Annotated in this window: 16 protein-coding genes; 12 read left to right on the top strand and 4 right to left on the bottom strand. The window is 58.7% G+C overall.

Annotation, left to right across the window (positions count from 1 at the left end; genetic code table 11):
• Positions 1-120 precede the first annotated feature (120 nt).
• The 10 genes from gmd to tal all read left to right on the top strand — a co-directional run bounded on the left by gmd (position 121) and on the right by tal (position 12106).
• Positions 121-1152 carry a GDP-mannose 4,6-dehydratase gene (gene gmd / locus E0D86_RS12940; RefSeq protein ID WP_131650433.1) on the top strand — a complete coding sequence of 344 codons (1032 nt, stop codon included), beginning with the start codon at positions 121-123 and terminating at the stop codon, positions 1150-1152.
• Between the two features lie 301 nt (positions 1153-1453).
• On the top strand, positions 1454-2368 hold the full coding sequence (locus E0D86_RS12935; RefSeq protein WP_131650432.1) for a GDP-mannose 4,6-dehydratase: 915 nt from the start codon (positions 1454-1456) through the stop codon (positions 2366-2368).
• 542 nt (positions 2369-2910) lie between these two features.
• Positions 2911-3999, top strand: a complete 1089-nt coding sequence (locus tag E0D86_RS12930) for a polysaccharide biosynthesis/export family protein (protein ID WP_131650431.1) — start codon at positions 2911-2913, stop codon at positions 3997-3999.
• 195 nt (positions 4000-4194) lie between these two features.
• Positions 4195-6351 carry a TonB-dependent siderophore receptor gene (locus E0D86_RS12925; RefSeq protein WP_256681205.1) on the top strand — a complete coding sequence of 719 codons (2157 nt, stop codon included), beginning with the start codon at positions 4195-4197 and terminating at the stop codon, positions 6349-6351.
• A gap of 25 nt (positions 6352-6376) precedes the next feature.
• Positions 6377-6673, top strand: a complete 297-nt coding sequence (locus tag E0D86_RS12920) for a DUF3649 domain-containing protein (protein ID WP_131650430.1) — start codon at positions 6377-6379, stop codon at positions 6671-6673.
• The gene (locus tag E0D86_RS12915) at positions 6670-8202 is read left to right on the top strand and encodes a PepSY domain-containing protein (protein WP_131650429.1); all 1533 of its coding nucleotides are present in this window, start codon (positions 6670-6672) and stop codon (positions 8200-8202) included. Before E0D86_RS12920 ends, E0D86_RS12915 begins: the two co-directional genes overlap by 4 nt.
• On the top strand, positions 8199-8528 hold the full coding sequence (locus E0D86_RS12910) for a DUF3325 domain-containing protein (RefSeq protein ID WP_131650428.1): 330 nt from the start codon (positions 8199-8201) through the stop codon (positions 8526-8528). Before E0D86_RS12915 ends, E0D86_RS12910 begins: the two co-directional genes overlap by 4 nt.
• Positions 8529-8718: 190 nt before the next feature.
• Entirely contained in the window at positions 8719-9762 is a 1044-nt protein-coding gene (locus tag E0D86_RS12905; protein WP_131650427.1) for a hypothetical protein, read from the top strand.
• Between the two features lie 288 nt (positions 9763-10050).
• A complete protein-coding gene (gene dusA, locus E0D86_RS12900; protein ID WP_131650426.1) occupies positions 10051-11055 on the top strand; it encodes a tRNA dihydrouridine(20/20a) synthase DusA in 1005 nt (334 codons plus the stop codon).
• A gap of 124 nt (positions 11056-11179) precedes the next feature.
• Positions 11180-12106, top strand: coding sequence for a transaldolase (gene tal, locus E0D86_RS12895; RefSeq protein ID WP_131650425.1), 927 nt, complete (start codon positions 11180-11182; stop codon positions 12104-12106).
• Between the two features lies 1 nt (position 12107).
• Here tal and rssC read toward each other — a convergent pair whose 3' ends face one another.
• On the bottom strand, positions 12108-12590 hold the full coding sequence (gene rssC / locus E0D86_RS12890; protein WP_131650424.1) for an anti-sigma factor antagonist RssC: 483 nt from the start codon (positions 12588-12590) through the stop codon (positions 12108-12110).
• Positions 12587-13774 carry a two-component system response regulator RssB gene (gene rssB / locus E0D86_RS12885; RefSeq protein ID WP_131650423.1) on the bottom strand — a complete coding sequence of 396 codons (1188 nt, stop codon included), beginning with the start codon at positions 13772-13774 and terminating at the stop codon, positions 12587-12589. Before rssB ends, rssC begins: the two co-directional genes overlap by 4 nt.
• A 205-nt stretch (positions 13775-13979) precedes the next feature.
• On the opposite strand from rssB, the gene E0D86_RS12880 reads away from it, so the two are divergent.
• Positions 13980-14279, top strand: a complete 300-nt coding sequence (locus E0D86_RS12880; RefSeq protein ID WP_131650422.1) for a PilZ domain-containing protein — start codon at positions 13980-13982, stop codon at positions 14277-14279.
• A gap of 72 nt (positions 14280-14351) precedes the next feature.
• Here the strand turns inward: E0D86_RS12880 and E0D86_RS12875 are convergent, their stop codons facing one another.
• Positions 14352-15053, bottom strand: a complete 702-nt coding sequence (locus tag E0D86_RS12875; protein WP_131650421.1) for a VacJ family lipoprotein — start codon at positions 15051-15053, stop codon at positions 14352-14354.
• Positions 15054-15262: 209 nt separating this feature from the next.
• Here E0D86_RS12875 and E0D86_RS12870 point away from each other — a divergent pair, with 209 nt between their 5' ends.
• Positions 15263-15529, top strand: a complete 267-nt coding sequence (locus E0D86_RS12870) for a DUF4404 family protein (protein WP_131650420.1) — start codon at positions 15263-15265, stop codon at positions 15527-15529.
• Positions 15530-15592: 63 nt separating this feature from the next.
• On the opposite strand, the gene queF is transcribed toward E0D86_RS12870, so the two are convergent.
• On the bottom strand, positions 15593-16423 hold the full coding sequence (gene queF / locus E0D86_RS12865) for an NADPH-dependent 7-cyano-7-deazaguanine reductase QueF (protein ID WP_131650419.1): 831 nt from the start codon (positions 16421-16423) through the stop codon (positions 15593-15595).
• Positions 16424-16461 lie beyond the last annotated feature (38 nt).

Raw genomic sequence — 16461 nt, 5'->3', positions numbered from 1 at the left:
GTGACTGTTAAGGCAACCGGAAACAGGCCTATCTAATAACGCTTCGCTACTTTCCCAGCGCTATGCGACAGGCAGAGCGAAGCGAATGCACTTTAAACCTAACCTCATACAGGGAAGACAATGAAAGCGATTATCACCGGTATCACAGGGCAAGACGGCGCCTATCTGGCAGAGCTTCTGCTGGAAAAAGGCTATACCGTATACGGCACATTTCGCCGCACCAGCTCGGTGAACTTCTGGCGAATCGAAGAGTTGGGCATCGACAAGCACCCTAATCTGCATCTCGTCGAATACGACCTTACCGACCTGTCCTCCAGCATTCGGCTGCTGGAGAGCACTGGCGCAACCGAGGTCTACAACCTCGCAGCACAGAGCTTCGTCGGTGTGTCCTTCGAGCAGCCGTTGACGACACTGGACATCACCGGCGCAGGCGCAGTGAACCTGCTGGAAGCGATTCGTATCGTTAATCCGAAGATTCGTTATTACCAGGCGTCGACTTCCGAAATGTTCGGTAAGGTCCAGGCCATTCCCCAAGCGGAAACGACCCCGTTCTACCCCCGTAGTCCCTATGGTGTTGCCAAGCTTTATGCACATTGGATGACCATCAACTACCGGGAGTCGTACGGCATTTTTGGCTGCAGCGGCATCCTGTTCAATCATGAGTCGCCTCTACGGGGCCGTGAATTCGTGACGCGGAAAATCACCGACTCGGTGGCCAAGATCAAACTCGGCCAGCTGGATGTCCTCGAACTGGGCAACATCGACGCGAAACGTGATTGGGGCTATGCCAAAGAATATGTCGAGGGTATGTGGCGCATGCTGCAGGCCGACGAGCCAGACGTTTTCGTACTGGCAACCAACCGCACCGAAACCGTACGCGACTTCGTGACGCTGGCTTTCAAGGCAGTGGACGTCGAACTTCAGTGGGAAGGTGCCGGCGAGCAAGAACAGGCGATCGACATGGCGACCGGCAAAGTTGTCATGCGGGTGAATCCGAAGTTCTATCGTCCTGCGGAAGTGGACCTGCTGATCGGCGATCCTCAGAAGGCCAAGGATGTACTGGGTTGGGAGCCCAAAACTTCGCTGGAGCAACTGTGCCGCATGATGGTCGACGCTGACATGCGCCGCAATCAGCAAGGCTTTTCATTCTGAAGTGATTCGACCCGGTTGACGGGAAGCTATGTCGGAAGCCGTAAGCGGCAATACGAGAATGTTCGGTCCGGCAAACTGCACAGGGGCAACCGAGCTGCCCTGTGCATTCACTTCCCAACCAGCCACCCGTCAATACAGGCGGCATATAAATCGATTGTGGTTCTTACCGAGCAACCACCCGCACAGCACAGTTCGACAGCAGTCGTGTGGTCACTCGATCAACCGTAATCGGGACGCAACATCCCACCTCTATACAGGGATAAAGCGCTCCGCAGAACTTGGAATTCATCCCGGAAAGATCATGCGCAAAGTGCTGATTACGGGCGTCACCGGTTTTACCGGCCGCTATATGGCAGAAGAGCTCGCAGCCCAGGGCTACGAGGTCCACGGCCTCAGCTATCGCCAACCCGTGGGCGAGCTGCCTACGGCTGTTTCAGCCATCCACTGCTGCTCGCTGAACGATGACGAGACGCTGCGAACATTGCTGATGGAGATACGCCCGACCTACGTCGTGCATCTGGCAGCAGTCTCTTTCGTCGCGCATACCGATGCGGACGCAATCTACAATGCCAATCTGCTCGGCACTCGTCACTTACTCGAAGCGCTGCGCACCTCAGCAACGAATCTTGAAGGCGTACTCCTTGCCAGCAGTGCCAATGTCTACGGAAACGCTACCGAGGGTGTTCTGCCCGAATCCGCCCCCTTTGCTCCAGCCAATGATTACGCGGTGAGCAAGGCAGCGATGGAGTTCCTCGCCGGGCTCTATCGCGGTCGTTTGCCGTTGATTATCAGCCGGCCATTCAATTACACCGGAGTCGGCCAGGCTGAACAATTTCTCATCCCAAAAATAGTCGCGCACATACGTCGCCGAGCCGAGGTCATCGAACTGGGCAACCTGGATATCGCGCGCGATTTCTGTGATGTTCGCCAGGTCGTACAAGCCTATCGGCGACTGCTCGAAACGCCTGCCGCGATTGGCGAAACCGTCAATATCTGCTCAGGTTCTGCGTATACGCTTCAATATGTTCTGGAACAGGCGGCGGCCATCTCCGGTCACCTCTTGGACGTTAGAGTCAATCCAGCCTTCGTACGTAGTGCTGACGTGAAGAACCTGTTCGGCAGCAGAGCCAAACTGGACTCACTTATCGGCGATCTGCCCCAGCTTGAATTAAAAGACACGCTACGCTGGATGATCGAATACCCCACTGCGGATTAATACCTGCTGCAAAACACAGAGAAACACCTGCCAGCTACGCTAGTGCTCGACGCCTACTGAACGACGCAGGTGCGATTCATAACCGCCATTGGCACCGATATGCATACGCACAGAATCAGCAGCAGCTCTGTCAATTGATGATGGGCCTGTTCTAGACAGGTTCCAATGCAGTGCGCTACGCCTCTCTTTTTGTCAGCGCTTCATTTATGCGCATTGTCTTGAACCCCGCGTAAACGGAGCGGTCTATGGCTACTGTGAGCGGCAAAGCGTCTGTTTTCTCGGCCTGATGATGCGCTAGCGGTTAAGCGGAACCTATCACTGGCTCATCCGAAAAGTCTCACTTTGGAGTCGAGGAATTACACCAAGAGCTTTGCGGTAACGACACCGAGAGAAGCTGTTATTGAATTCGTTGTTATGCATTTTTCGAGGAAATCACCGCCGACAAATGGCAGACGAATCAATTTTCGCTCGCTCCTTAAGCAAAAAGTGAATCCCGCAGTTTCACTTCGTAAAAACAACTATTCCGTCAAGGATGAAGAACCATGAAACCATTATTTGCTCTCGCTTTCTCTTCCGTGCTGGCGCTCCAAGGATGTGTGTTTTCGCCCGGCCAATACCTTGATCCAGATGAGTTCAAGGATGGCGCAAAATCGGAAGACGGTACGGTACAGCTCATTCGCATCACGCCTGACATTCTCAAGGGCGAACTGTCTTCCGACAGGGGCACGTCCAGCAAGCAAGAGCTGCTCGACTTCAAACCCGAGGCATATCGCATCGGCGCCAACGACCTTCTCTACATCACCGTATGGGATCACCCTGAACTGACCGCGCCGTCCGGCCCGCAGCAGCAGCTCGATGCCAACGGTCGCCTGGTTCGTCCGGATGGCACTCTCTTCTACCCTTACATTGGCAACGTCAATGCTGCGGGCCGCACCATCGAAGAACTGCGGTCCGAAATCGCACGCCGCCTCGCCAATTACATTGACAGCCCACAGGTCGACGTCAGCCTGCTGCGCTATGGCAGCCAGCGCATCGTGCTCTCGGGCGCATTCAACACCGCCGGTGAAGTTCCGGTCACCACCGCGCCGATGACCATCGTCCAGGCGATCGGCCAGGCGAGCGTCGACACCGAGAACGCAGATCTGTCCAGCCTGATGCTCAAGCGCGACGGCCGTGAGTACCTGCTGAACCTCGACGACCTGAACCGCCCGGATTCTTGGTTGCATCAGGTCTATCTGAAGGACGGCGACCAGCTGCACCTGCCTTACAACGATCAGAAGAAGATTTACGTGTTGGGTGAAGTTACTCAACCGCAGGCTCTCAGCTTCAAGACAACGAGCTACAACCTGATGGATGCCATCGGTACTGCTGGCGGTATCCGTCAGGAAACCGCAGACGGCGAAGCGGTATATGTCATCCGCGGCGCGGAAAACATCGCCACCGAGCAAGCCAAGGTCTTCCAGCTGAACGCCGAATCGCCAACCGCCTTTGCCTTGGCCAGGAGCTTCCCGCTCCAGCCACAGGACGTGGTATTCGTCGGTCCGGCCGGTATCACTCGTTGGAACCGCTTCATCACCCAGCTGCTGGGATCAGCATCGGTCGTTGGGACTGGCGCAGCGTTCAACCGTTAATGACGTGACAAACACCAGGCTGGCAACAGCCTGAGCACAAACCGCAGTCAGCCCGTTGGGCGGCTGCGGTTTTTTATTTCCCCCATTTTCAGTCTCCGCAGATCGACGTTCATTATTCGTAGCCTGAAGGGTTACAAATGCAACGTATTCGCATTAACATCCGCATCTCAATAATAAATGCAATTGGAGATGCTCATGTCACGCCGCCCTGCCCTGCGTCCTCTCTTCGTGGCGTTGCGCACCGCCGGTCTAGCCCTGCCGGTCGTCTCCCTCAGCCCCGTTGCTTTGGCTCAATCAATGGATAGCGCCCCGGCAACAGACGCATCGGCGTTCGAGCTGCCGGCGCAGGAGGTTGTCTCCAGCGAGGCCGAACGCGCTGACGGACCGGTCGAGGGCTATGTTGCGACACGTTCGGCGACAGGTACCAAGACTGACACACCGCTGCTTCTGGTCCCGCAATCGATCAGCGTGATCACCGCCGATCGCATACAAGACCAAGGGGCGCAGACGCTGCAGGACGCATTGCGATACGTCTCTGGCGTACGCGGCGAAGCCTTTGGACTGGACGCTCGCGGCGACTCATCCAAAATTCGTGGCAGCACTCCGGTGCTCTATCTCGATGGTCTGCAACAGACCTTCGGCAGCTACACCAATACCCGCACAGACCCATTCACCCTCGAACGCATCGAAGTGCTGAAGGGCCCGTCGTCGATGCTGTACGGACAAAGCCCCGTTGGCGGCCTGATCAACATGGTGAGCAAACGGCCGCGCGACGAGCAGCGTACAGAACTACAGCTTCAATACGGCAGCTACGACCGCAAACAAATCGCGATCGACAGCACCGGCCCGCTGAACGAGGAAGGCACACTCCTGTATCGAGTCGTGGCGATCGCGCGTGATAGCGACTCGCAGGTCGATTACGTGGAAGACGATCGGCTGCTGCTGATGCCTTCGATTACCTGGCGCCCCACCGCCGACATCGAATGGACGTTGCTGGCGAACATACAGCGGGACGACAGCGGCTCCACCTCGCAGTTTCTTCCACACCGCGGCACCGTTCTCGATGCGCCTTACGGACACTACGACACCGATCTGTTCGTCAGCGAGCCGGGATTTGACGAATACGATACCGAACAGATGGCGCTCACATCACAGCTAAGCTGGCGACTGAACGAAACCTGGACGCTGCGACAGAACCTGCGCTACCAGGAAAGCGAAGTCAGCTACCAGCAGATCTATGGCTGGCCACCGGTGCTCAACGCCGATAACCGAACCCTCGATCGCATCTACCACGTAGCCAAACCCGAAGTTGACGTCTGGGTCGCCGATCACAATGCCCAGGCCTTGTTCGACACCGGTCCGGTGCAGCACACGCTGTTGATTGGCGGCGACTACCAGCACGCCACCACCAACCGTAAACGAGCCGGCGGCGCGACCACAGCGCTGGATCTCTACGATCCGGTCTACGGCACCTTCGATCCCTCCGTTATCGATCTCACCGCCGACCCCGAGCAGACGGTCGCGCAACAAGGCCTTTATCTGCAGGATCAGCTCAAGTACGAACGCTGGATGCTGACGTTGGGGCTGCGCAAGGACTGGGTCGACAACCGCACCGAAGGTGGTACACGGCAGAAGGACGATGCCGTCACCGGACGGGTTGGACTCACCTATCTCTTCGAAAACGGAATCGCGCCGTACATCAGCTACAGCGAATCCTTCCAACCAATCGTTGGCTTGAACACCTCGACCGGCGAGCCCTACAAGCCGCTGGAAGGAGAACAGTGGGAGTTGGGGATCAAATATCAGCCAGTCGATAGCAACAGTCTGTACACCGCCGCGGTGTTCGATCTGCGCGAACAGAACCGGCAGATGCCCGATCCGAACGACCCATCGAATACTGTCCAGACAGGCGAAACGCGCACGCAGGGGCTGGAACTGGAGGCGATGGTAGCCGTCCGCCCTGACTGGGATCTGATTGCGACCTACACCCATCTCAACACCGAAGCACTCAAGGGAACACCGCGCGAGGAAGGCGCTCGCCTGGCAACGATCCCGGAAGACATGGCCTCGCTCTGGTCCCAGCATCGTTTCGAACTCTTTGGCGTTCCCGGCTTCAGCGCAGGCGCCGGTGTGCGCTACGTCGGAGCGAGCTGGGATGGCACCGACACGCTGAAAACGCCATCCACAACCCTGTTCGACGCCATGCTCGGCTACCGCTATCAGGACTGGGCGTTCACGGTCAACGCCACCAACCTGGAAGACGAAACCTACTACACCAGCTGCCTGTCGCGCGGTGACTGCTTCCTCGGCAGTCGCCGGACGGTGGTCGGCACCGTCAGCTACAGCTTCTGATGGACGGATATCGGAGTCAGCACAAATGACTACACTCGCATCGTCCCGCCTCGCCAATCTGGCCGGGCGCATTTCCGCCGCGCTTTTCGGTGGCTATGCGTTGGCCTATGGTTTCACGGCATTTTTCTCTGTGTATCTGCCATTACCGCGTCCTGACCGGGTCGTGACGGCCAGCCTGCTCTGCTTCGCCGTCTGGGTCGCGGCGGTCATCTACGCCTTCGCCGCTCGTAGCGCCCTCGCCGCCTGGTTGCTGATCGCCGTGCTGGCCGCGCTCTTGCTCCTCGGCGCGTACCTACCCGTCGAGTGGAGGACCCGGCCATGATGCTTCGTCAATCCATGGCCGGGCTGCACACCTGGGGCGGGCTGCTGCCCAGTTGGTTGCTGTTCGTGATCATCTTCGCCGGCACGCTGGCCTGTTTCGACAAGGAGCTTGAACGCTGGATGCGGCCCGCCCTGCATACGCCTGCAGCAACCGCGATGACCGCTACTGACGTCGGCAACTGGGTGCAAGCAAACGTGCAGGCACCTCTGCATGCCTATTGGCTGCACGGCCCGACCGAACGCGAGCCATACTGGCGGCTGGGCTGGGAAGAAGATGAATCCGGGACCCGCGGTCGCGTCGCATTCGATCCTCGCACCGGACGGCCCATGCCCGAAACAGTCGGTGGCGAGTTTTTCTTCACACTGCATTACAACCTGCACGCCGGAACGATCGGCATGTACATCGTTGGCCTGGCCGGCATGTTCATGCTGGTGGCGCTGGTGTCGGGCATCATCGTGCATCGCCGGATATTCAAGGACTTCTTCACCCTGCGTCCACAAGCGAACGGCCAACGCGCCTGGCTCGACGCGCATAACCTGTTCGGTGTCATCGGCCTGCCTTTCCATCTGATATTGGCGTACACCGGTGTGGCGGTGTTTATTGCATCCTACATGCCCGCCGGGGCGATGGTGGCGTACGGAGGCGACCCTCTCGCCTTTTACGAAGAGGTGCAGGGTGGCTATCACCGCAACGAACTGAACCAGCCACCGGGTCGGTTCGCCCCGCTCGAGACGCTGCTGACCGACGCCCGCGAGCGTTGGGATGGCGCAGAGATCGGTTGGATCATCGTCGAGCATCCGTCCGATGCATCCGCCGTGGTCAGCGTGCGTCGCTTCGATCCATCGCGCATCGGCTCGCCACAGGACGCCCTGAGTTACGACGCATTCACCGGCGAGCTTCTTCATCAACAGCAGGCTCCGGCCGGCTATCGCGCCTACATATGGCTGGTGGGACTGCACATGGCGCAATTCGGCGGGCATATTGTGCGGCTGTTATACGGCCTGCTCGGGCTGGCCGGCTGCGCCATGCTGATTGCCGGCACTGGCGTATGGCTACGCAAGCGCGAGGGACGGCAGATTCGAGGCATCGAAATCGTGCGCGCGCTCAACGGCGCGGTGTTCTTTGGCATGCCTATCGCCTCGCTCGCATTGCTGTGGGCGAATCGTCTCCTACCCGACACATTGGCTGAGCGTGGCGCTGCCGAGGCCTGGTGCTTCTCCCTGGCCTGGCTGGCCGTCGCGGTGTTCGCCTACCTGAGTCGTCGGCAACCGCTCGGACTGTCTCGCCGGCTATCCGCCTTGCTGGCAATACTCGCGCTGGGTCTGCCGCTGCTTAACGGCCTGACGACACCGGAGGGGCATCTTCTGGCAAGCCTCGCGCGCGGGGAGCTGATGCTGGCGGGTATCGATGCAGTGTTGTTACTGGTCGGCAGCCTATGTGCCTGGTACTCGCTTCGCAGTCCACAAACGAAGAAACCGGCACGCGAGGAGACACGCCCGGCTACTCGGCAACAGGAGTTAGCTCCATGATCCTGCTCGCATTCGCACTGGCCTACCTGGCCATGCTGGCACTCTGCCTGGCAATGGCTCGACACCATCGAGCGGTGTACAACACCGCGCCGACACCCAGACGACAGCGCTGGCTGCGTGCCACAGCGTCCGGGCTGTTACTCGGCGCAGCTCTGCTGAATACCGCATCGTCAGGATTAGCGATTGGCTTGGTGATTGCGCTGACACAGCTGATGCTTGCCGGCCTGGTGGTCAGCCTGACGCTCGCATGGCGTCAGCGGTGGGCCGCGCCACTCGGCGCCCTGCTCGGTGTGATTGGAATGTTGTCAGCGATCAGCGGCGGCTAGCGGAATCCAACGAGACATGGGAGTGCCGGTTGAACCGATGCGACATAAAGCCTTCAGCCCGGGTACTAATCCTGGGCTGAAGGCATTTTGACCCCTTCGATCTATACCGGCAGATAAACGAACCGACAACAATCTCATTGCTTCGCCTGTGATGTACGGAGCCAATCCATCATGAACAGGAGAGATTCCAGTGACTCGTATGACTCCTCTCGCAGCAGCATTGCTGCTGGCGGCAAGCGGCAGCGTCATAGCCAGCGAACACATCGCCGAAATAAGCCAGACCGGCATCAACAATGTCGCGGAGCAGCAACAGAGCGGCGGGCTGCAACGCTCTTACATCACGCAAAACGGTACCGAGAACAGCGTACTAACCGAGCAGACCGGTATCAACGACCAAGAAAGCGAGGCGAGCATCGACCAGGTGGGCTCGCTGAATTCGGCCACTGTCTATCAGATCCATGGCGACCGGTCGGGCATGGCCAGCATCGAGATCCATCAAACAGGCGTCTCAAACAGCGCTCAGGTGGAGCAACGTGAATACCTCGGCGAGTTGTCATCGACCGCGACGGTTCACCAAGAGGGCACCGGCAATCGTCTCGACGCAACGCAGACTTGGGTGGGCAACCAGCTCGACGCGGTGTCGGTGGGGCAGGACAACGTCATCCATGTGGACCAATCAGGCTTTAGCACGGCGGACCTGCAACAGCGGGGAAGCGATAACCTGGTGCAACTACAACAAGTAAGCTTCGGCATTGGCGGTGGTTTTGCCGTGGTCGATCAGGACGGTACCGCCAACCAAGCAGACATCTATCAGGTTTCCGGTCGCTACCCTGCCGGAGACGTTTTCCTACAGCAAATCGGCGATGCCAACATTGCGGAGATCTCTTCCGGCGATGGTTACAGCGTCCTGGATTATCGCCAGCAAGGCGTTGGAAACGAGCTATATGCGTCCTTCGGCGGACAGGGCTCAAGCATTACTGGCTATTCGGAGGGCGACTATAACTTTGTCGATATTGCCCAAGTGGGCGACGACAACAGCATTGAGATTGCCCAACTTGGCTCTGACAACCGGATCGAAGCCTACCAAGGGTTCCATGCTCACGACGCGTTGATCAACCAGACGGGGCACGGGAACCAAGCGTCCCTTTGGCAGGATACGCTGACGTATACCACCAACTCCGCCAGCATTATCCAGAACGGAAATGGCAACATCGCCAACGTCACTCAGCGATAGGCACATCCCAACGGCGAGCCGATCCTGCCCGTGCGCCACGGACGCGCATGGGCAGGGCCTGAACAGAGCGAGATTTCTTGAGGCCTGCCAGGTCGCTCATTTACTCGGACACTTCCCGCGCCTAAGCCGCCCTTGCGCGCAGCTCTCCTGATAAACTTGCGCGCATTCCAAGCGGCTTATCTGGCCGCCTCATCAGCTTTTTGAGCTGAAATAGCCTCTGGTACATCACGTTCCTAGACGCTAAAAATTGCCCAGTCATCAAGTACCTATTCAACACTCCGGAACCCGATGGAAAACCGTCCTGCCCCGATAACCACGCCCCGCTCGCCATCACGCCGCTTCTCCGTCGCGCCCATGATGGATTGGACCGATCACCATTGCCGGTACTTTCTGCGTCAACTTTCCCGACACGCCCTGCTCTACACCGAAATGGTTACGACCGGTGCGCTGATCAATGGCGATGCGGAGCGTTTCCTTCGTCATGACGAAGCGGAACATCCCCTTGCGTTGCAACTCGGCGGCAGCGTGCCGGCGGAGCTGGCAGCATGTGCAAAGATGGCCGAAGCGGCGGGCTACGACGAGGTAAATCTCAACGTCGGCTGCCCCAGTGATCGCGTGCAGAACAATATGATCGGTGCTTGCCTGATGGGTCACCCGGCGCTGGTGGCCGATTGCGTGAAAGCGATGCGGGACGCCGTCGGGATCGATGTGACAGTCAAACATCGAATCGGCATCAACGGGCGCGACAGCTACGCCGAGCTCTGCGACTTCGTCGGTCAGGTTCGCGAAGCGGGTTGCCGCAGTTTTACCGTGCACGCGCGCATTGCCATTCTCGAGGGGCTGTCGCCCAAAGAAAATCGCGAGGTTCCACCCTTGCGTTACGACATTGCCGCGCAGCTCAAAGACGATTTTCCAGACTTGGAAATCATCCTCAACGGCGGCATCAAGACGCTGGACGAATGCGAGGCGCTTCTCCAACGCTTCGATGGTGTGATGCTTGGACGCGAGGCCTATCACAATCCGTATTTGCTCGCGCAGGTGGACGCCCTGCTGTACGGCAGTCATGCCCCGGTCATCAGCCGCGCCGAGGCACTAGCGCGGATGCGGCCTTATATCCAGCGGCACCTCGAAGCGGGCGGCTCGATGCATCACATCACGCGCCATGTTTTGGGGCTGGGTCTGGGCTTTCCAGGTGCGCGACGTTTCCGTCAGTTGTTATCGGTCGATATCCATAAGACGAAGGAGCCATTGATCCTTCTCGATCAGGCGATCGGCCTGCTCGAAGGACGTTGATAAAGTCTTGCGGAACACGCGGGACCATTTTCAATCCAAGTGCTGTCCGCCCGGACCATCCACTCGTCAAGTGGCTCGGTGGCCTCGGGTTCAGTCATGTCAACTCAGAGGATAGAGCGCCCCCATGACATCCAAGCTGGAACAACTCAAGCAGTTCACCACCGTCGTCGCCGACACCGGCGATCTCGATGCCATCGCCCGCTTGCAGCCGGTCGATGCCACCACCAATCCTTCGCTGTTGCTCAAGGCCGCCGCCCTGCCCCGTTACGCGGAACATCTGCAGGCCGCCATGTCCCGTTGTGGCGGAGACATCGGGCTGGGCTGCGATCTATTCGCCGTCGCGGTCGGCCAGGAAGTGCTCAAGCTGATCCCCGGGCGGATTTCCACTGAGGTCGATGCACGGCTTTCGTTCGATACCCAGGCGATGGTGCAGCGCGGCGAACGCCTGATCGGCCTGTACGAACAAGCAGGTATCGCGCGGGACCGCGTGCTGATCAAACTGGCTTCCACCTGGGAAGGCATCCGCGCCGCCGAGCAATTGGAAAAATCCGGCATCCAGACCAATCTTACGCTGCTGTTCTCCTTCACCCAGGCGGTCGCCTGCGCCGAGGCCGGTGTGTTCCTCATTTCGCCGTTCGTGGGCCGGATCTACGATTGGTACAAGAAACATGAAGGTCGTGATTACACAGGCAGCGAAGACCCAGGCGTGCTGTCGGTCAGCCGAATCTACGACTACTACAAGGCCCACGGCTACGACACGGTGGTAATGGGCGCGAGCTTCCGCAATACGGGGCAGATCGAAGCCCTGGCGGGCTGTGACCGTCTGACGATAAGTCCCGAGCTGCTCAGCCAGTTGGCACAGGAAGAAGGTTCGCTAGAACGTAAGTTGTCGCCAGGCCGCGCATCTGAGCCGCGCGTCACACTGGATGAGAGCAGTTTCCGCTGGGGTTTGAATGAAGACCCGATGGCGACCGAAAAGCTGGCCGAAGGCATCCGCCAGTTCGCTCGTGATCAGGAGAAACTCGAGGCTCTGCTGGAAGCTAAGCGCTAGATCAGGAGCGCTCGAGTGCCGTCACGAGGTCACGAAAGGCCTCGCGATTGGAGTCATTGAGGCTCATCAAAATACGGTGGGCCTCAAGCACTTTGTTCTTCACCACGTCTTCCGACTGATCCTGGCTAGGCAGGTCGGCAAGCTGCTCTGGCGATGGCAGCGGCTGATCGACGATATTGAATACCTGATCGAAGCCCATCGACTGCAACAGACGCGTGATATCAGCGTGCGTCGTAACCAGCGTAGGCAACATGCCGATCTTCTGGCTGGACAGAATCGACAGCTTGGCCAGCAACCCCAATGTCGTGCTGTCGATGCTGCGGCTTTCGGTGAGGTCGATGACGATCGCCGAGAAATTCAGCGACGAGAAGATTTTTTCGATCGTAGCGTCCAATGCCGAGCAAAGCGTCAGTCGGATTTCGCCGACGAATTTGAGAACGAACGTGCCGTCCTGCTCGGCGAACTGGATCTTACCAGTGCTCATGCAAGGTTCCTGCTCAATACCAGCAACGCGATGTCATCGGGCATATCCTCGAGATCGGCAAGGCCGAGCACTCGCTGGAGACCATCCAGCCTACCCCCGGCTTCGGAAATCAGTCCAGGCAAGCCTGCTTCCTTTTCTTTGAGCGTGTCACCAGGCAAAAGGTCCAGAATGCCATCGGAAAGCAGCGTGAGGCTGAATGCTTCGGGCAACTCGATTTCATAATTATCGTAGGTCGCTTCGACGAACAGGCCAACCGGCAAGCCCCGTCCCTCCAGATAGCTCGCAACGCCGCCTGTATAGAGCACCGGCATCGGCAGGTGCCCGCCGATGCTGTAGTGCAGCACGTTGCGCTCCTGATCGATCACGCCGCCCAGCATGGTGACATGCTTGCCGAGCTTGCAATTGATCAGCCCACGGTTGATGTGATCGAGCACTTCGGACGGTTTGAACGCGCGCGGCGCTCCCCTTCCCCGTCGAGACTCGTACAGCAGTCGCGTCGTCATGAATTTCAGCAGCGCCGTGACGAATGCCGAAGAGGCGCCATGGCCGGACACGTCGGCCAGATAGAAGCCGATGCGATGCTCGTCCACGCGGAAGTAATCGACGAAATCCCCGGACAGATAGAGGGAAGGGATGATCTGATGGGCGAAATGGAAGTCATCGATGCTGTAGGGCGTGACAGGCAGCATGTTCATCTGCACCTGACGCCCGGCATCCTGATCTTCCTGCAATAAATGCAGACTGGCTTGCAGGTCGCGGTTGGCGGTTTCCAACTGCTCACGGTAGCGCCGGTTCTCCATGCGCAACCGTGATCGGTCAAGTGCTCGACGCACCGAGTGCTCGAGCATCGCCAAGTCTTCAAGCGGCTTGATCAGGTAATCGGCCGCACCCAGACGCAGGGCTTCAACGGCATCGCTCATCACGCCGGCGCCAGACACTACGATGACTGGCAGGTCGGCCTGGCGTTCGCTGATCTGACGGATCAGCTCCAGACCGTCCATCTGCGGCATGCGCAGATCGCAAATCACCAGATCAGGCTGTTCGGCCTCGAACAGTTCCATGCCTTGCGGCCCGTTAGGCGCCTGCAGGACTTTGAAACCACTGTCATCCAGATAGGCGGCCAAACTGGCTCGTACCACATCGTCGTCATCTATGATCAGCAGCGTCGCGCTTGGGTTGTGCATGTTCCTACCAGGCGGTATCGCCAGGATGATTGGCGAAAGCATCGGCCCCCGCACGAACGCTGGGGCAAGGGATCTTTTCAAGGCGCAGACGGTACTCCCATACGATCCGCGTTTCAAGCCAGGCGCCGCCGCCCCGCCTGTGCTTTACAGGCTTAATTAACGGGCGTTATAAGAACTGACGCAACCAAAACTCAGAGGACGAAAAATGAGCCAGAGTGATCGGGACTACAGCGAAAAACGCGACTTCATCCGCATGCAAATAGAGACGGCGATCACCCTTATCCATAACGGCCAGCGCTACGACGCGATCTGCATGGACCTTTCGAGCACAGGTATGCAGGTGCTGGCCGCGACGAGCCTGCAAATGGGCGACAAGGTACGGGTGAATATCCCCTCGGAGCACGATCAGCTGGAGGGACTGGAGGCGGACACCGAAGTGGTACGAGTTGGCACGCATGAAGATGGACGGCAGAGCCTTGGCTTGGCCATCCTGTCGATGAGCTAAAAGGCACTCGGCGCTGAACAGCGCCGGGGGGCTGCGAACGCCACGTCATCCCCGTGGCGTCGCCGACAGCCATCAGAAGTCGTCTTCGACCTGCCCGTCCTGTGTGCGGAACTCGCGGTTCTGCAGATAGGCATTGCGAACGAAGATGTACTTATCACCGGTGATCATCTTCTCGGCCGAGAGCAAACCGGCGCGCAGGTCGACCACATTCACCGCTCGCGTCACGTTCCGGGTCGGTACATGGTCCATGTGGGGATAAGGCTGCAGGAAGGCATCAGGCACACGCCCTGCCGCGTCGCGCACGGTGCTCGGCCCGAGCAGCGGCAATACGACATAAGGTCCACTGCCAAGTCCCCAGGCACCCAGAGTCTGGCCGAAATCTTCGTCGTTCTTCTGCAAGCCCATGCGGGTCGCCACATCGAAGAAGCCCAGCACGCCAAAGGTGGTGTTGAACAGGATGCGGCTCGTATCGATGCCGGCATCGTGAACCTTGCCCTGCAGCAGATCGTTAGTCAGCACCACGACATCGCCCAGATTGCTGAACACGTTACCTATGCCGTCTTCGAGGAAATTAGGCGTGACTTTCTGGTAACCCTGCGCGAGCGGTTTGAGCGTGTAGGTATCGAGCTTGTCGTTGAAGTTGAACACCACCCTGTTCACGCCTTCCCAGGGATCCTCCTCGGCGGCCTGCAACGACGACGCGCTAAATATCGTCAGCGCTGCGACGAGCGTGACCCTGACATATCCGATCCAATCCTTGCCGATCATTTGCATCGCGGCCTTCCCCTTATCCCGAATGGTGGCGTGCCCAACAAAGCGCAACAGTATAAATCCATTCTGGAGATTGCGGCAGCGAACAGACATGCGGCTGCGAGCGAACTTCGCTGCACGACTCGCCCTCCAAGGAGGACAAGCCCGGGCCGCTGGCTTACTCCATCTTCACGAGCTGGCGAATTCGTAGTCTGAAATAAGAGGGAAGCAATATGCCGGAACATGATCTGCAGTCGCAGCTAGCAGAGTTGCGTAGTCAGCTGGCCCAGGACACGCCGCTGACCGAAGAGGAGCGCGCATCGCTACAGGCCATTGCACAGGACATCGAGCTTCGCCTGGCGAACCAGGGCGTAGTCGATCAGCACGATTCGCTGGTCGATGGCGTCAACCTCGCGGTAGAACGTTTCGAGGTCAGCCATCCCAATACCGCCATGACGCTGCGCAACATCATGCAGACGCTGGCGAACATGGGCATATGAAGAGCGAAAGCCGATAAAGCGGCTGGAGGCTGGACGAAAACGCCTCCGGCCCGCCGGCTGCACTCACTGTCTGACGAGACGCCCGTTGTTTACGGTGACGGCCTCGGTACTGCGATACGGATTGATGTCCAGCCCGCCGCGACGCACGTAACGCGCGTATACCGTCAGCCACTCCGGCTTCAGCAACCGCTGCAAATCGAGGAAGATGCGCTCCACGCACTGTTCGTGGAAGTCGGCGTGCTGACGGAAGCTCACCAGATAAGTCAGTAGACTGCCGTGATCCAGCGCAGCACCACGGTACTCGACCACCACCGTGCCCCAATCCGGCTGGCCGGTAACGGGGCAGTTGGATTTGAGCAAATGGCTATAGACGCATTCTTCGACCTGACGACTCGGGTCACAATTCAGCAGATCCGCGCGCGGGGAATCGTAGTGCTCGATGGCCACGTCCAGCTCATCGATGCAGCGTCCCGCCAGTGGTGCAATGCCTTCCCCGGTAACTTCGTCCAGCGTTCGTAGGCGAACACCGACCGGCTTGCCCGCTGCGGCCGACAAATCTTTGACCATGACCTCAACCAGCTCTTCGCGGCTTTCGAACACCGACTGGTTCAGCGAATTCAGATAGAGCTTGAACGACTTGGATTCGATGATGTTCGGCGAATCCGCCGGGATGCTGAACTCGCCGATGGCCACCACCGGCTTGCCGGACGGCAGCAGCCAGGACAGCTCGTAGCAGTTCCAGATGTCCACGCCTCGATAAGGAAGAGTGTCGACCGTCAGCCCCAGCTCGGCCCACTTCGGCGCGCGCGGGATCGGAAACAGTTGCTCGGGACTGTAGGTCGCGACATAGGCGCTGGTTTTACCCAGCGGTGAGAGTTCGGCGGGGTGTTGCATGGCGGGAACCTGTACGAAAAATGACCGCAAGTGTATCG

Source organism: Pseudomonas sp. IC_126 (genome assembly GCF_004331835.1).
GTDB lineage: Bacteria > Pseudomonadota > Gammaproteobacteria > Pseudomonadales > Pseudomonadaceae > Stutzerimonas.
The sequence above is the reverse complement of the archived record's forward strand: the minus strand, read 5'-3'. Positions and strand labels throughout refer to the sequence as shown.

Bases quoted from the DNA above. Each gene is read 5' to 3' on its own strand.
- E0D86_RS12870 (WP_131650420.1), top strand. From the start codon at position 15,263: ATGCCGGAACATGATCTGCAGTCGCAGCTAGCAGAGTTGCGTAGTCAG.
- E0D86_RS12920 (WP_131650430.1), top strand. From the start codon at position 6,377: ATGACTACACTCGCATCGTCCCGCCTCGCCAATCTGGCCGGGCGCATT.
- tal (WP_131650425.1), top strand. From the start codon at position 11,180: ATGACATCCAAGCTGGAACAACTCAAGCAGTTCACCACCGTCGTCGCC.
- E0D86_RS12930 (WP_131650431.1), top strand. From the start codon at position 2,911: ATGAAACCATTATTTGCTCTCGCTTTCTCTTCCGTGCTGGCGCTCCAA.
- E0D86_RS12935 (WP_131650432.1), top strand. From the start codon at position 1,454: ATGCGCAAAGTGCTGATTACGGGCGTCACCGGTTTTACCGGCCGCTAT.
- E0D86_RS12875 (WP_131650421.1), bottom strand. From the start codon at position 15,053: ATGCAAATGATCGGCAAGGATTGGATCGGATATGTCAGGGTCACGCTC.
- gmd (WP_131650433.1), top strand. From the start codon at position 121: ATGAAAGCGATTATCACCGGTATCACAGGGCAAGACGGCGCCTATCTG.
- E0D86_RS12915 (WP_131650429.1), top strand. From the start codon at position 6,670: ATGATGCTTCGTCAATCCATGGCCGGGCTGCACACCTGGGGCGGGCTG.
- queF (WP_131650419.1), bottom strand. From the start codon at position 16,423: ATGCAACACCCCGCCGAACTCTCACCGCTGGGTAAAACCAGCGCCTAT.
- E0D86_RS12910 (WP_131650428.1), top strand. From the start codon at position 8,199: ATGATCCTGCTCGCATTCGCACTGGCCTACCTGGCCATGCTGGCACTC.
- dusA (WP_131650426.1), top strand. From the start codon at position 10,051: ATGGAAAACCGTCCTGCCCCGATAACCACGCCCCGCTCGCCATCACGC.
- E0D86_RS12925 (WP_256681205.1), top strand. From the start codon at position 4,195: ATGTCACGCCGCCCTGCCCTGCGTCCTCTCTTCGTGGCGTTGCGCACC.
- E0D86_RS12880 (WP_131650422.1), top strand. From the start codon at position 13,980: ATGAGCCAGAGTGATCGGGACTACAGCGAAAAACGCGACTTCATCCGC.
- rssC (WP_131650424.1), bottom strand. From the start codon at position 12,590: ATGAGCACTGGTAAGATCCAGTTCGCCGAGCAGGACGGCACGTTCGTT.
- rssB (WP_131650423.1), bottom strand. From the start codon at position 13,774: ATGCACAACCCAAGCGCGACGCTGCTGATCATAGATGACGACGATGTG.